The 14,901-nt window shown below is 44.3% G+C and carries 15 protein-coding genes; 10 read left to right on the top strand and 5 right to left on the bottom strand.

What is annotated here, in order from left to right:
* The 6 genes from A3735_RS00075 to infA all read left to right on the top strand — a co-directional run.
* On the top strand, positions 1-452 hold a 452-nt coding region (locus A3735_RS00075), incomplete at its 5' end, for a PilZ domain-containing protein (protein ID WP_068637306.1).
* Between the two features lie 16 nt (positions 453-468).
* Complete coding sequence (locus A3735_RS00070) at positions 469-1,383, top strand: MoxR family ATPase (RefSeq protein ID WP_068516275.1); 915 nt, start codon at positions 469-471, stop codon at positions 1,381-1,383.
* 135 nt (positions 1,384-1,518) lie between these two features.
* Positions 1,519-2,469 (top strand): thioredoxin-disulfide reductase, encoded by a 951-nt coding sequence (gene trxB / locus A3735_RS00065; protein ID WP_068516272.1) that lies wholly within the window; start codon positions 1,519-1,521, stop codon positions 2,467-2,469.
* Positions 2,470-2,531: 62 nt separating this feature from the next.
* On the top strand, positions 2,532-3,233 hold the full coding sequence (gene aat / locus A3735_RS00060; RefSeq protein ID WP_068516271.1) for a leucyl/phenylalanyl-tRNA--protein transferase: 702 nt from the start codon (positions 2,532-2,534) through the stop codon (positions 3,231-3,233).
* 11 nt (positions 3,234-3,244) lie between these two features.
* Complete coding sequence (locus tag A3735_RS00055) at positions 3,245-3,994, top strand: arginyltransferase (protein ID WP_068516266.1); 750 nt, start codon at positions 3,245-3,247, stop codon at positions 3,992-3,994.
* 209 nt (positions 3,995-4,203) lie between these two features.
* Positions 4,204-4,422: a translation initiation factor IF-1 gene (gene infA / locus A3735_RS00050; protein ID WP_068516263.1), complete on the top strand. Its 219-nt coding sequence runs from the start codon at positions 4,204-4,206 to the stop codon at positions 4,420-4,422.
* Between the two features lie 104 nt (positions 4,423-4,526).
* Here infA and clpA read toward each other — a convergent pair whose 3' ends face one another.
* Both clpA and clpS read right to left on the bottom strand, forming a co-directional pair.
* Positions 4,527-6,785 (bottom strand): ATP-dependent Clp protease ATP-binding subunit ClpA, encoded by a 2,259-nt coding sequence (gene clpA / locus A3735_RS00045; RefSeq protein WP_068516261.1) that lies wholly within the window; start codon positions 6,783-6,785, stop codon positions 4,527-4,529.
* A 76-nt stretch (positions 6,786-6,861) separates the two neighbouring features.
* Positions 6,862-7,218, bottom strand: a complete 357-nt coding sequence (clpS, locus tag A3735_RS00040) for an ATP-dependent Clp protease adapter ClpS (RefSeq protein ID WP_068516258.1) — start codon at positions 7,216-7,218, stop codon at positions 6,862-6,864.
* A 343-nt stretch (positions 7,219-7,561) separates the two neighbouring features.
* On the opposite strand from clpS, the gene A3735_RS32345 reads away from it, so the two are divergent.
* The 3 genes from A3735_RS32345 to A3735_RS00025 all read left to right on the top strand — a co-directional run bounded on the left by A3735_RS32345 (position 7,562) and on the right by A3735_RS00025 (position 9,504).
* Positions 7,562-7,924 (top strand): cold shock domain-containing protein, encoded by a 363-nt coding sequence (locus tag A3735_RS32345; protein WP_068516253.1) that lies wholly within the window; start codon positions 7,562-7,564, stop codon positions 7,922-7,924.
* 97 nt (positions 7,925-8,021) lie between these two features.
* Positions 8,022-8,696 carry a pseudouridine synthase gene (locus A3735_RS00030; RefSeq protein WP_369808223.1) on the top strand — a complete coding sequence of 225 codons (675 nt, stop codon included), beginning with the start codon at positions 8,022-8,024 and terminating at the stop codon, positions 8,694-8,696.
* A 226-nt stretch (positions 8,697-8,922) separates the two neighbouring features.
* A complete protein-coding gene (locus tag A3735_RS00025; RefSeq protein WP_068515364.1) occupies positions 8,923-9,504 on the top strand; it encodes a superoxide dismutase in 582 nt (193 codons plus the stop codon).
* A gap of 32 nt (positions 9,505-9,536) precedes the next feature.
* Here A3735_RS00025 and murJ read toward each other — a convergent pair whose 3' ends face one another.
* Positions 9,537-11,144 (bottom strand): murein biosynthesis integral membrane protein MurJ, encoded by a 1,608-nt coding sequence (gene murJ, locus A3735_RS00020; protein WP_082865483.1) that lies wholly within the window; start codon positions 11,142-11,144, stop codon positions 9,537-9,539.
* A gap of 182 nt (positions 11,145-11,326) precedes the next feature.
* On the opposite strand from murJ, the gene A3735_RS00015 reads away from it, so the two are divergent.
* Complete coding sequence (locus tag A3735_RS00015) at positions 11,327-11,653, top strand: hypothetical protein (RefSeq protein ID WP_068516247.1); 327 nt, start codon at positions 11,327-11,329, stop codon at positions 11,651-11,653.
* 9 nt (positions 11,654-11,662) lie between these two features.
* On the opposite strand, the gene A3735_RS00010 is transcribed toward A3735_RS00015, so the two are convergent.
* Both A3735_RS00010 and A3735_RS29930 read right to left on the bottom strand, forming a co-directional pair.
* The gene (locus tag A3735_RS00010) at positions 11,663-12,718 is read right to left on the bottom strand and encodes a TIGR02281 family clan AA aspartic protease (protein WP_197470141.1); all 1,056 of its coding nucleotides are present in this window, start codon (positions 12,716-12,718) and stop codon (positions 11,663-11,665) included.
* Positions 12,719-12,808: 90 nt separating this feature from the next.
* Positions 12,809-14,901 (bottom strand): hypothetical protein (locus A3735_RS29930; protein WP_197485540.1); only part of this gene is annotated, 2,093 nt, incomplete at its 5' end.

The following is a 14,901-nucleotide window of genomic DNA, read 5'->3' as shown; positions in this document are numbered from 1 at the left end:
TAAGCCCCGAGTTTGGTCTGATCTCTGAGTTTCAGCTATTGGATGTTGAATCAAAGCATCTACTCCGAACGCTGACAGATAAAGATAAAAACCTGGGGCAGTTTTTAAAAGTAATGAACAAGAAACTCGACGCCTTATCGAGAGTGCTGGCAATGAACAACCAGCAAAACTCAAATGACAACATTCAAACTGTTAACTTGAGTGAAGGAGGCTTGGCACTTAAGAGTGAGTCGGAATATACCAAAGGGCAAAGCGTCGCAATCAAGCTTATTTTACTACCCAGCTATAGCGGCTTAATACTTGAAGGCGATGTACTTTCATGTCGAGGATCGCAATCACCTTATGAGGTGCATATTGCTTTTACCGATATATCGGAAGCTCACCAGCAGTTGATTGCACGCCATATTATGCGAGTCCAAACCCAAAACAGAGCATCCACCCCCACTTCATAAGTCTATAGATTCTACTATGAGCAATATCAAAGCGATTCAACTTGGCCTTAGCCAACTCAACAAAGTTATTCTAGGCAAAGAGAATGAAATTAAGCTAGCCCTGACCTGCTTGCTTGCTAAAGGCCACCTGCTCATCGAAGACTTGCCTGGCATGGGGAAGACAACATTAGCACACGCTTTAGCAGGAACTTTGGGCTTAAGCTATCAACGCATCCAATTTACCAGCGACTTACTACCTGGTGACTTACTGGGCCTGAATATTTTTAACCGAGAAGACGGTAAGTTCCATTTTCACCCCGGCCCGATATTTTCCAACCTTGTACTCGCTGACGAGATCAATCGTGCCAGCCCTAAAACCCAAAGTGCTCTGCTCGAAGCAATGGAAGAGCGCCAGGTCACACAAGAAGGTGAAACCCGCGCACTCCCTGAGCCCTTTTTCGTCATCGCCACTCAGAACCCTAGCGACCAGTCAGGTACTCACGCGCTGCCAGAGTCACAATTAGACCGATTTATGATGCGCATATCACTAGGTTACCCAAGTGAAGACGCTGAAAAACAACTACTCAAAGGTATTGATCGACGCGCGCTGGCAAATCAATTACAAGCAGTGTTGAACGAGAATACTCTCAGCAAAATTCAAGCTCTAGTATCCAAAGTTCAGTGCTCAGACAGTATCGTCAACTACGTCTACCGGCTGGCAACATTGAGTCGTTTAAAAAGCAATGAAACACACGGTTTATCGCCTCGCGCAAATATATCTCTGATTCAAGCGGCTAAAGCCTGGGCACTTATTGAAGGCAGGGACCATGTTTTACCTGATGATATTCAGGCAGTCTTTCCAAGCGTCGCAGAACACCGCCTGTCTAACGGACAAGCAAAGCAAAGCAACCCTTTGAGCCAAAACATTTTAAAATCTGTTGATATTTTTTAAACTATCCCCATTAACAGTTTATTATTCTGCGAGCCCCTATATCTGTAGCCACGACCTATAGAGCTTGCTGAGCAGCATTTTTGCACAACATTATTTAGTACCAGTTTAAACACTTATCGTTGAAGGACATTTCTCATGAGCGAAGCAAAACACTCCAAAGTCATTATTCTTGGCTCAGGCCCTGCAGGCTATACAGCTGCAGTCTATGCAGCACGCGCCAACCTGAACCCAGTTGTGATTACAGGAATGCAGGCAGGCGGACAATTGACGCAAACAACCGACGTCGATAACTGGCCTGGAGATGCTGAGGGCGTTCAAGGTCCTGAATTAATGCAAAGAATGCAGCAGCATGCCGAGCGCTTCGAAACAGAGGTTATTTATGATCACATCAATAAAGCAGAACTAAGCCAAAAACCTTTTCGCTTAACGGGCGATTCTGGTGAATATACTTGTGACGCACTCATTATCGCCACCGGTGCTTCAGCGATGTATTTGGGCCTAGAGTCCGAAGAAACGTTTGCCGGCAAAGGGGTCAGCGCCTGTGCAACTTGTGACGGATTCTTCTACCGCAACCAGACTGTTTGTGTAGTTGGCGGCGGAAACACTGCCGTTGAAGAAGCGTTGTATCTATCCAATATCGCTAAAGAAGTTATATTGATTCACCGTCGAGACACACTTCGCTCGGAAAAAATTCTTCAAGACAAGCTTTTGGAAAAAGCTGAAAACGGTAATATTCGCATCGAGTGGAACCATACTCTAGAAGAAGTGCTGGGTGACGATGCAGGCGTAACTGGCGTGCGCGTCAAGTCAACCGAATCAGGTGAAGAAAAAGAAATACCAACAATGGGTGTCTTTATTGCTATCGGCCATAAGCCCAACACCGAGCTATTTGATGGCCAACTAGAAATGAATAATGGCTATCTGACCATAAAGTCTGGCCTCGAAGGAGGCGTAACAGGCACTAGCATCCCTGGCGTATTCGCCGCCGGTGATGTAACTGACCAGGTATACCGTCAAGCAATTACTTCAGCTGGCTTTGGTTGTATGGCTGCACTGGATGCAGAAAAGTACATCGACGCATTATAAGTATAACCCCCGGGCGGGTAAGCTTGACGCTTAACCGCCCTGCTCGCCTCAAAGGATATTGAATGGCCAACTTCCCCTGGCTGGATGCGAACGACGACTTCCCTCCCATTGAACAGGCTTTGCGCGACCCAGACGGCTTACTCGCTGCCGGAGGTGACCTTAGCCCTGAACGACTCATTCACGCCTATTCCCGCGGCATATTCCCTTGGTTCTCAGATGATCAGCCTATTCTTTGGTGGAGCCCCGACCCTCGCTGCGTTGTAATTCCTGATGAAGTACATATCTCCAAAAGCCTGAAGAAACACATTCGACAGAAACAGCCCAGGCTCAGCTTCGACCAAGCTTTCCCAGAAGTCATCAGACATTGCGCTCGACTCGATTCCGAGGAAGGCACCTGGATTACCGAAGAAATGGAAGAGGCATATTACGCTCTGCATGAACTAGGCGTTGCTCACTCGGTTGAAGTATGGGAAAACGAAGAACTTGTTGGTGGGCTCTATGGCCTAGCCATTGGCTGCTGTTTTTTCGGTGAATCAATGTTTTCATTAAAGCCCAATGCATCGAAAGTTGCCTTCGCATGTCTAAGCCAACAGCTGCATAAGTGGGGCTACGCTATTATTGACTGCCAAGTTGAAAACCCCCATTTACTAACACTCGGCGCAAAATGCATCGATAGGTCAGATTTTTTATCTATACTTAATAAAAATATTAAACGAAGCCCCTTACATTCCGAGTGGGCATTCGCCAATCAAGGCAACGGATAAAGCCCAAAGCTATGACACAACAACAAGAGCTGGCACTTTACGCGACCCCGGAGCACGATTGCAGCTACCTACCGGGCATGCAAGCAAGCACTGTCTTTGCCGACCCAAAAGTTATCATCGACACGGATACCTATAGCGAACTTTCAGCACAGGGTTTCCGTCGTAGCGGACAACATTATTACCGCCCTCACTGCACTAGCTGCCAAGCTTGCACACCAATACGCGTGTCTGCACCAAACTTTCAAAGAAGCAAAAGTCAGAAAAGGGTGTGGAATAAAAACAGCCAAGTGAAAGGTAAAATTCTTCCAGCTGATTTCCATGAAGACCACTACTTACTATATGAGAAATATATCCACAGCCGTCACGCGGATGGAGATATGTACCCGCCGAGCCGCGACCAATATAGATCGTTCCTGGTAAATGGTCACAGCACAACACAGTTCATAGAATTCTCTGAAGGCGACCATTTACTTGGCATTGCCGTTTGCGACCAACTTAATGACGGCCTTTCGGCCATTTACACGTTCTTTGACCCTGAGCTTTCGGCTAAAAGCCTAGGAACCTACGCCATTCTCTGGCAAGTGGAGGAAGCCAAAAATCGAGAGCTAAGTTACCTGTATTTAGGCTATTTTATTAAGGAATGTAAGAAAATGGCGTACAAAACAAAGTTTTCACCTTTTGAGGCCAGAATTGGTGATCAGTGGTATACAGAAGAACAGCTGATAAACATCAGAGACCAGCTACTGAGTTCTAGCGAATAATCCTCCAGCAACTTCTTTTTAGCCCCTCAAACCCGCCATAAGTGCAATTATTTTACTGATCAATAAACAAACATTTTGCGTAATCCTTCGGATTCAGGCAGAATGTCGCACTTTTCTAATAACGAGCTTTGATTCGAGGTGATAATTAGCCTCTTAAAGTTCAGGCTTGTTGTAACTAAACGCTCAATTATTTATGAGGTTACGCTTTAATGGCGAAAGAAGATGTCATTGAAATGGAAGGGACGATTATAGACACCCTTCCAAACACCATGTTCCGTGTTGAACTAGAAAATGGCCATATTGTAACGGCTCATATTTCTGGCAAGATGCGTAAGAACTATATTCGTATACTGACTGGTGACAAGGTTAAAGTTGAAATGACGCCTTACGACCTAACTAAAGGCCGTATCACCTACAGAGCTCGCTAAATTATTTCGTCTGGGCTCGCGCTCATTCGCTTAAGCGAGACTTTATAGTCATAAAAAAAGGGTAAGAACCATGTTCTTACCCTTTTTTTCGTCAATAACAACCCTTAGGCTGGCTCTTGCTCATAATCAAAGACAATCTCATTATCTCGAAGATTAATATGGACATCGCCACCTTCAGCCAAACTACCAAAGAGAATTTCTTCTGCTAACGGTTTCTTGAGGTCTTCCTGAATCAGACGAGCCATTGGTCTAGCACCCATAGTTTCATCATACCCCTTCTCTGCAAGATAGAGCTTCACTTCATCATCAACATGCAGCACAACGTTCTTCGCATCCAGCTGTACTTGTAATTCCATAAGGAACTTGTCGACAACATAGCAAACTGTTTCTCTCGATAATGAAGCAAACGGAATAATGCCATCCAAGCGATTTCTAAACTCTGGCGTAAATACCTTATTCAAAGCTTCCATACCATCTGAAGAATGGTCTTGCTCATTAAAACCAATTGAGCGTCTACTAATTACTTCCGCACCAGCATTGGTTGTCATCACCAACACGACATGCCTAAAGTCAGCTTTGCGGCCATTGTTATCGGTTAAGGTGCCGTGATCCATAACCTGCAACAACAAGTTAAAGACTTCTGGGTGCGCCTTTTCAATCTCATCAAGCAATAAAACGCAGTGAGGATTCTTATTGACCGCTTCGGTCAATAAGCCACCCTGATCATAGCCAACGTACCCAGGAGGCGCACCAATCAAACGACTGACGGTATGTCGCTCCATATACTCCGACATATCAAAGCGAACCAACTCAATACCTAATACAGTTGCTAACTGCTTAGTTACTTCAGTCTTACCAACACCGGTAGGACCAGAGAACAAGAATGCACCATCAGGCTTCTCAGGCGACTTCAAACCGGCGCGAGAAAGCTTGATTGCCGTTGATAAAGACTCGATTGCCTTATCTTGACCAAACACTAGCATTTTAAGATCGCGCTCAATATTCTTAAGCATATCTTTATCAGAACTTGTCACGCTACGAGGAGGAATTCGCGCTATTTTAGCCACCACATCTTCAATATCCTCGACATCAATCAAGTCACAGCGCTGATCAGCTTCTTTCAAACGCTGACTAGCACCCGCCTCGTCTATCACATCGATGGCCTTATCAGGCATATGACGATCAGTAATATAACGTTCAGCCAGCTCTGCTGCGGAGCGCAATGCTTCATCCGTATACTTGAGTTCATGATGTGCTTCAAACTGAGGTTTCAGACCTCGCAGAATTTTTATCGTATCCTCAACATCCGGCTCATTTACATCTATCTTCTGGAATCGACGCGCCAATGCGCTATCTTTTTCGAAGATGCCTCGGAACTCAGTGAACGTAGTCGAACCAATACAACGAATCTCACCAGAACTAAGTAGTGGCTTCAGCAAATTAGATGCATCCATAACGCCACCTGAAGCAGAACCCGCACCAATGATCGTATGAATTTCATCAATAAATAAAATAGCATGATCTCGCTTCTTCAGCTCAGCTAGCAGAGCCTTAAAACGTTTTTCAAAATCACCACGGTATTTGGTTCCTGCTAATAAAGCACCAAGATCTAAAGAATAAACCTCAGCATCAGATATAATTGCTGGAACATTTCCATCAACAATCTGCTTAGCTAAACCTTCAGCTATCGCCGTTTTACCAACACCCGCCTCCCCTACTAACAAGGGGTTATTTTTACGGCGACGCGACAGTATCTGTACAACTCTATCAACCTCTTTCTCGCGACCAATCAGTGGGTCAATGCGACCTAAGCTTGCCTGTTCATTCAAGTTTGATGCATAGCTCTCGAGCGGATTACTCTGGCCTGACTCTTCCATACCTTCTTCAGAAGACGCCTCACCCTCTTGCTCTGGCTCGGAGTCATCGGAAATTTTGGAAATACCATGCGAGATATAATTTACTACATCAATACGCGCGATATTTTGTTTCTTAAGCACATAAACAGCCTGACTTTCTTGTTCACTGAATATAGCTACCAAAACATTCGCGCCAGTAACTTCTTTCTTACCAGAAGACTGAACATGAAATACTGCACGCTGCAAAACTCGCTGAAAGCCCAGAGTAGGCTGAGTTTCTCGCTCTTCATCACTCGCTGGAATAAGTGGTGTAGTCGAGTCTACAAAATCGGTTAACTCCTCTCGAAGCTCCGACAATTCGGTACCACACGCACCCAGCACTTGTAGTGCGGCATCATTGTCGAGCAAAGCCAATAGCAAGTGCTCAACAGTCATAAATTCGTGACGCTTCTCACGGGCGCTTCGAAACGCTTCGTTCAAGGTCAGTTCGAGGTCCTTACTTAACATCTTTCACCCCAGAAATTATTATTAATTCGCTCAATGTGATTACCCATGTAAAACGCAGAACTATATCTATAAAGCTCTAGACTGCTTTGATTTCACACAATAATGGGTGATCACAATCAGCCGAATATTGATTCACCAGCGCCACCTTTGTTTCTGCAATGTCCCGACTGAACACGCCACACACGGCATAACCTTGAGTGTGAACAGCTAACATTACCTGGGTCGCCTTTTCTTCATTCATAGAAAAAAACTTTAATAGCACCTCAACAACAAAGTCCATCGGCGTGTAGTCATCATTTAACATGACAACCTGATACATCGAAGGCTGTTTAAACGCTGGCTTAGCAGGAGCGACAAGCAGATCATCTTCATGACCTGGATCATTTTGCGTTCCTTGAGCTAATACTAGTAGAGAATCTTTAGTTTTACTCATAGTTTGATACGAATTTTTACATTTCTCTTTATTTGGGGGTAGATACGTATTTTGCAACAACTGAGCTTATAAAGAAATCGCATAAAGAAAAACATGAGCAAAACTATCGAAAGAATTACGGCCAGGCATCATATCTTTCGCCCAAATCGCTTGACAGCATTAAGAAAATATTTGACAGTAGCGACTTGATGCGCTTTGCATCGGAATACAAATAAAAATAAAACTTCAGGTGTTTGAACTTTTACATGCCCAAGAACCCAAAAAGGCAGTCTGACATCCTTGAATTCTTTATTCAGGATTGCCAAGACACATAGTTCGAACGCAGGAGACACGGGAGTCGATAATGCCTCAAGGTACAGTAAAGTGGTTCAATAATGCAAAAGGCTATGGGTTCATCATCGAAGACGGTGATAATGAAGATCTTTTTGCTCATTTTTCTTCAATTCAAATGGAAGGCTATAAAACCCTTAAAGCAGGGCAGCCGGTCAACTTTGAAAAGCAGCCAGGCGACAAAGGTTTTCACGCTGTAAATATTACGGCAGTTGAAACGGTTCAACCAAGCTCCGCTGCACATGACGTAGACCATGACGAGTTTATTTCTGTTGAAGAAGCAAATGATTCTGAGTTTCAGCCTAGCCATCAAGCACCATTGAACACGGAAACAAAAACATCAACAGAGCAAGAAGCCAAAGCAGTTTCAGCTTGAAACTGAGAGCCTGCCCTTCCTCTAGAGATAGCAGGCCTTTAGCCATTTACTCTTAACCCGATTTTATACAAAACCGGGTAAATCACTTGCCATTTATATGGCAGACTTTTTCCTGTCCGCGTATTATGTGGCCATGCCTACTATTTTCCTATTCAACAAGCCTTATCACACACTATCTCAGTTTACTGATAATGAGGGCCGCTCAACGCTTTCAAACTTTATTAAAACCCCCAAAATATACCCCGCCGGCAGACTGGACTACGACTCAGAAGGACTATTGATCTTAACTGGCGATGGGCAAATGCAAGCTCGAATTGCCGACCCGAAACACAAGCTCCCCAAGACCTATTGGGCACAGGTAGAAGGGGAGATTAGCGATGAAGCCCTTAACAAATTGCGTAATGGGGTAACACTTAAAGATGGGCTAACACGTCCAGCTATTGCCGAACGAATTAAAGAGCCCTGCTTGTGGCCGAGAACCCCACCAATAAGGCAGCGCGCAAATGCTCCAACATCCTGGCTGGCATTAACGATCACCGAAGGAAAAAACCGCCAAGTGCGACGAATGACTGCTGAAGTCGGCTTCCCAACACTCCGCCTGATTCGCGCAGCAATTGGCCCCTGGTCTATCGACAACCTACAACCAGGCGAACATAAAAGCCTGGAAGTTCACCTACCTAAGCAACGAGAAAATAAAAAACATTCTTCTCGTAATAAAGGACGCACCCATTCAAGCAAAAAGAAGCATCCACACAGAAAAAAACCTAGTTAGCACCAGTGCGATACGGCACATAAATAAACTAAACACCACTTCAAAGCTAATTTGCTAAGCATATAGGCAAGATTTTTGGCTTATAAAAATTTAGGTGCTATCATTCGAGCCATAATAAGCAATAATAAATCATAGACTTACTAACCACGCTTTTTCTAACGAGTCGACTAAATCGCTCACCAAGAAATAGTATAAAAAGACTTTCATTATTAATGGAGAGCCCATCATGGCAATTGAATTACCAGCACTTCCCTATGCAATTGACGCACTAGCGCCACATATTTCTCAAGAAACTCTAGAGTTTCACCATGGCAAGCACCATAAAACTTACGTTGATAAGTTGAATGCTGCGATCCCTGGAACCGAGTTTGAAGGCAAGTCCCTTGAAGACATCATCAAATCTTCAAGCGGCCCAGTATTTAACAATGCAGCCCAGATCTGGAACCACACTTTCTACTGGAATTGCCTAAGCCCAAATGGCGGCGGCGAGCCAACTGGCGCAGTAGCCGAGGCTATCAATGCAGCATTTGGATCTTTCGCTGACTTCCAAGCTCAGTTCAACGACAAAGCTGTTAACAACTTTGGCTCTAGCTGGACTTGGTTAGTTAAGAATGCAGATGGTTCTTTGGAAATTGTTAACACTAGCAACGCTGGAACGCCGATGACTGAAGGCCAGACTGCATTGCTAACTGTTGACCTATGGGAACACGCTTACTACATCGACTTCCGTAATGTTCGTCCGAACTACCTGACAGCGTTCTGGAAGCTGGTTAACTGGGAATTTGTTGCAGCAAACCTAGCAGCATAATTCTTCTGAACCTCCTTAGTGACTAAGGAGGTTCAATCTCCCAAGCCTTTAACCAAAGCTCTTAGCTTCATCCCACTTAATAGCAAAACGATAAAATAAGAAACGATTCCGACGACAACCAAAGCTAGCAACTTAGTTATTCGCTCCCAAACACTCATATCAAACCAAATTTCGGTTTCAACATTCATCCAGGAAACCGCCAACACCATCGCAACAACAGCAACAACTATCCGCAGCACAAATAAAGCCCAACCTTCGCTTCTATGATAAACATCACGCTTCACTAAGCCACTCAAAAGCCACAAAGCATTCATCCAAGACGAAAGCGCTGTCGCTAATGCCAAACCTGTATGTTGCAAAGGCCAGATCAGAATCAAATTGAAAACCATGTTGGCACACATCGCCCATATGCCAATCTTTACAGGCGTCTTCATATCTTGTCTTGAAAAGTACCCGGGAGCCAAGACCTTAATCAACATAAATGCCAAGAGCCCTAAGGCATAGGCACGTAAGCTCATTGCCGACATATAGACATCGCGTTGCTCTAATGCACCGTAATAAAATAGCGACGTCACCAAAGGTTCAGCAAGAACAATCAAAGCAACAGCTGCCGGAACGCCCATCAACAGAACTATCCGTATAGCCCAGTCCAGCGTGTCAGAAAAAGCTTTGTGAGACTGACTGCTATGCTTTCGAGACAAACTAGGTAAAATCACTGTCGCAATGGCAATACCGAAAATCCCCAAAGGCAACTCAGCTAAACGATCCGAATAATAAAGCCAAGAAACGCTTCCTGTTTGTAGAAATGACGCTAACACTGTATCGAGCAACAGATTAATCTGGCTTACAGAAACACCAAATAGTGCTGGAACCATCAGTATAAAAATACGTCGAACACCTTCATGACGATAATCCAGGCGTGGCCGAGGCATCAAGCCCATTTTTATCAAGAAGGGAAACTGAAAAAACAGCTGTATCAGGCCTGCAATAAAGACCCCCCATGCCAAGCCCATGACTGGCTCTGTAAATAACGGCGTTAACCAAAGCGCCGCTGATATGAGCACCAAGTTAAGCAAAACAGGTGTAAAAGCGGGTATCGCAAAGTAACCATAGCTATTCAATATTGAACCAGCAAAAGCGGTCAAAGAGATCAACAGCAAATAGGGAAAGGTTATCCTCAACATATCGCTGGCAAGGTTATATTTTTCTGTATCCTCAAGAAAACCCGGAGCAAACAAAGCCGTTAGCCATGGAGCGCCCATGACCGCTAAAGCCGTAATAAGTAGTAATACCAGCCCCAACACACCTGCAACCGAGTTAACCAACTGCCTGACCTCTCGCTCAGTGCGCTGACTACGGTATTCAGATAACACTGGGACAAAGGCCTGGGAAAAAGCACCTTCTGCAAATAGACGCCGAAAGAAATTTGGAATTTTAAAGGCTACAAAAAAGGCATCTGCCCCCGCCGAAGCACCAAACAGGTTTGCTACGACAACATCCCGCACCAAGCCGAAGACCCGGGACAACATAGTCATTACTCCAACAATACCGCTTGAGCGAAGCAAACCACTTGCCTGCTTTGCTTTAATATTGCTCGACACCCCCTCCTTTGGAGCATTTGTTTTATTCTCGTTTTCCATATGCACTCGTAAACCTATTCAGTATCAGCGCGAAGCATACTTGGCTTGATATCAAAAGCAAAGACACCCTGCCCAGAAACATTTCTCTTTTCAAAGCATGGATAAAAGTTGAATCCGAGTATTTTCCTTCTATGCTTAATAAATTAGCCAATCACTCGTTTATATTACACAGGACTAAGACAATGGACGAACAAGATATTAATCGATTGATGCTGCACTACGAGCAGCTGTATCGGAAGTCGAATAGGGAGATTATTAATCCTGAAATCGAGGCACTTTCTACCAGCGATTTAAAACCCATCGTCAATATCGTGGCCCAGAGCCGGGCAGCTTATTTAAAGTTCATGTATGAACTAGGAAAAAAATATGATGATCTTGATGACTCACCGAGTGCCGAGGAATTAAAAAAACTCAAAACCCTGCGCCTTCGCTTTGAAGAGCTTGCTGAAGGAGCAAAAGCTTTTGAGACATCAATTCAGAAGGGCTATCTAGATCTAAAGACTAATTAAGCGACACACTTACAGCTGGGGATTCAGCACCAGCTGTTGATTTTCTTGGTCAATTTTAAACTCAAAACGCTTGAGAATATCCATCCCCAAAAGCCCATCATAAGTAAAGTCAGATAAGGGCAAAACTCCCAAAGTAACATCCCCCATTGATAATCCTCCAAGCGAGACTTGACCCACCTGCACTTTGCTCCCTTTGACGGAGCCATTGGCGGTCTTGAGCAGCAGCTCATCTGCCTCATCTAAAAGGCTAGGCAAATATTCTTGAACAAACTCTGTCTTCACGACAGTCATTGAAGCACCCGTATCAATCATTAGCGACAAACTGTGCTCGTCATTAACAAGCAGCTCAAGCAAATAGTGCTCACCAATAGTTTGCAAGGGAACGATATACTGACTAGAACGGTCTCTAAGTTCAGCAATGGTATTTTCCAATAGCTGAACCTCCTCGCCATATTTAAGGTCATGCCTTGCTGACACAAGGCTTAGTTCAGCCTCATCCCACTCCTCAGAGACAATTAGCCAGTGAGCCAGGGATAAATAATAGGGGGTATACTCTGGCTGAAAACTCACCAACTGCCTAAAGCTCGCAATTAATAAATCATGCTCACCAGCTTTCTCCAGCGTTTGCTCCAGATGTTGCACAAAGTCTTGAACACCATTCAGGTAGGCATCTTCAAACTGAGAGTCCACCAGTAGACGCAAATCGTACAAGTAGACTATTGCGTCCTGAACATTACCTTGAGCAAGTTTTTGCTTGGCAACACTAAAAATGACCTGAAAGTCAGTCTCGGATAGCTGAGCCTTATTCTCAAGCTGATCGGCAAGAAGCTCGATATCGGTCATTTCGGTTTTTGTAGAAGTACTGTCAACAGAATCCAGGCTAGCCGGTTTCTTTAAATTCTGCTCCTTTGAGCGCAAGTTTTTTAGGCGCTGCTCATTTCGAAGCAAATCTCTCTGAGAGCTGGAAACTTGCTGATCGAGACCAGCAAACCAGAACTGCTGCGCTAGCCAACCCAAAGATACTCCAGCACAGAGCGCTAATAAGTAGCCTGACGTTCTATTCAAGATAAGCCCCCTTTCAGACCAGTGATAGCTCACTACACCACTCATGAAGACGCGGACTACCTATTCTGAACTTGAAATATTTTTCTTTGTCTATTCAGATGAACCCGTTGACTTTGGCGCAGTGTCAAATCGTTTAAAGACTGTTTCCGCCAACCTTGGAGTCTGACGTACCGAAACAGCACTATTATCATCACTCAAGGTATTAACAATAGCATACTTGGAATGACGACTAAGTAATTCCTGACCTGAAGCACCCTCTTCCTCCGAGACAGACACGTCATAAGAAAGGACATCCAGCAAGCCCTCAAACAACGGTTCAGCGCCACTCGCTTTCTGATAAAGCACTCCGCCAATAACCGTCTCAACAACATCATTCAATACGCCAAGCTCTGAGCCAAGAGAGCCATCATTATCGTCAATTTCATACAAGGTAGGTGTCAGCAAGCGTCCTTCATCAAGAACCTGTTCATCAAGCGCTTCCTGATGCGAGGACGTCAATAGATATACTGTCTGCCTATCAGCCTCGTCACCACTCAGGTCAAGCATTCGCACCCATTTACCATCTTCATCGCTTGCCTCAGTACGAATTGAGCCTGAGTCAAGACTAGCATCAGCACATACTCTAGTTAATACCTGATTAGGAGTGCAAAACAGTGCTGTAGATTCAAATTCGGTAAAAGAAGAGAAACACGTACCCTCTGCCAGATCAGCCCCCGTACATCGGTCACTCCCACCACCTTCTTGGGAACCCAGGTCACACTCAACACGAAGGTAGTTTTTATAACACTCATTACTTCTCACCGCTCCTGGAATCAAAGCACTGATATATACGTTGTTATTTTCAACAAAGTGCTCCAGAGCATATAGATCTGATTCAGCACCAAACATAACATGCTCACGTACTGATTTTGGCGCTGACAAAGACTGCTTATAAAAATAACGAACAATCAGATCTTTTTCGAGCATTGATGCAGATAACAACAAGCTGTCTTCAAAAATACTCACTTCATACTTATTCAAGGAATCTGCCAAGTACTGCATATAACCAACGAACTGGGCATCGTTCTCTGTATTATTCAACTCCCCCAAGTGCTCAAAAAACTCGGCAGAACAAATATTTCTGCCAGACTGGCTCACATCATGTTCTTCTTGAGTCTCACACAAGTCTGCAACATCCTGCTCCAACTGACAGCCGAGATCGGCATCACAATCCGTTATAAACTGCCAGGAAGAAGCCGTGACATCATGAGCGGCATTACAAGCATCATCCTCTTCGTCACAGCGCTGATAGTCGAATTGTGAAAACGTTTTCTTGCGTCTGTGTGCTTGTTCCTGATAGATAAATCCGTCATTTGTCTCAACAAGGTAGTCATGACTGACGCTATCAGGCGTAAATTGGTTTTGTAAAAATGGGTAGGTAAAAATCTTCCCTTCATCAATGATCACTAAGTCATCATCATCATGATACGCTTCTACTTCATAAATCCCTGGCTCGACACCCCCCGCGATATAAGGAGCATAGCTGCCGATATTTATTATCCGATCGGTCAATATTGTGCCGACATCACTCTGAGTCTTTGCAAAAAACTCTGTGCTTGCATCGACAACAAAAATATCCTGATTCATTTGGACCAGGTATTGATAATTATCCAAGGTACGTACATCAAAGAGATAAAATGGAGACGTAAACCCATTCGCGTCAATTGATGGGTAGGAAGCAAGCTCTCTGGTTTGCGACCATACAGAATTCCTGTCCTGGTCAAAAAACTCTAACTTCCTCAGCGCAAAGCTATAACCAAGGTAACCATAATTTAAAATATATTCCCCTGCATTATCCGGGTTATCAATCCAGCCAAACACTAACTTTGCTTTAGCCTGAGCTTCATCAACAATAAGCAACTCATCAGTAAGAGAGGGGTCTGTAAACGAAGCATCGAACTGATAGTTTAAGGGTAGTTCATAATATGTTCGACTTGCATCCATGTTTTCACACGCTGAACCGTCTTCCTCATCGACTGCGGTCACAACATAAACCGACTCCGCATGCCTAACCGAAAAGGTCTCAACGGTACCGGTACCGGAATCAGAAAGAGAAGAGACGACTAGCTCTTTTGGATGAATCTCACATATTTCATTCTTAAAGTGATTGATAGCCTTGAGTTCATTCGTTTCATGGTCAACTT

The sequence above is a fragment of the Oleiphilus sp. HI0061 genome (genome assembly GCF_001635675.1).
Note: the sequence above shows the minus strand (reverse complement) of the source record. Positions and strands in the feature narration are given on the sequence as shown.

Coding starts and splice junctions, on each gene's coding strand:
- aat (WP_068516271.1), top strand. CDS start 2,532: ATGGCCAACTTCCCCTGGCTGGATGCGAACGACGACTTCCCTCCCATT.
- A3735_RS00030 (WP_369808223.1), top strand. CDS start 8,022: ATGGCAGACTTTTTCCTGTCCGCGTATTATGTGGCCATGCCTACTATT.
- A3735_RS00025 (WP_068515364.1), top strand. CDS start 8,923: ATGGCAATTGAATTACCAGCACTTCCCTATGCAATTGACGCACTAGCG.
- infA (WP_068516263.1), top strand. CDS start 4,204: ATGGCGAAAGAAGATGTCATTGAAATGGAAGGGACGATTATAGACACC.
- A3735_RS00070 (WP_068516275.1), top strand. CDS start 469: ATGAGCAATATCAAAGCGATTCAACTTGGCCTTAGCCAACTCAACAAA.
- trxB (WP_068516272.1), top strand. CDS start 1,519: ATGAGCGAAGCAAAACACTCCAAAGTCATTATTCTTGGCTCAGGCCCT.
- clpS (WP_068516258.1), bottom strand. CDS start 7,218: ATGAGTAAAACTAAAGATTCTCTACTAGTATTAGCTCAAGGAACGCAA.
- A3735_RS00055 (WP_068516266.1), top strand. CDS start 3,245: ATGACACAACAACAAGAGCTGGCACTTTACGCGACCCCGGAGCACGAT.
- murJ (WP_082865483.1), bottom strand. CDS start 11,144: ATGGAAAACGAGAATAAAACAAATGCTCCAAAGGAGGGGGTGTCGAGC.
- clpA (WP_068516261.1), bottom strand. CDS start 6,785: ATGTTAAGTAAGGACCTCGAACTGACCTTGAACGAAGCGTTTCGAAGC.
- A3735_RS32345 (WP_068516253.1), top strand. CDS start 7,562: ATGCCTCAAGGTACAGTAAAGTGGTTCAATAATGCAAAAGGCTATGGG.
- A3735_RS00015 (WP_068516247.1), top strand. CDS start 11,327: ATGGACGAACAAGATATTAATCGATTGATGCTGCACTACGAGCAGCTG.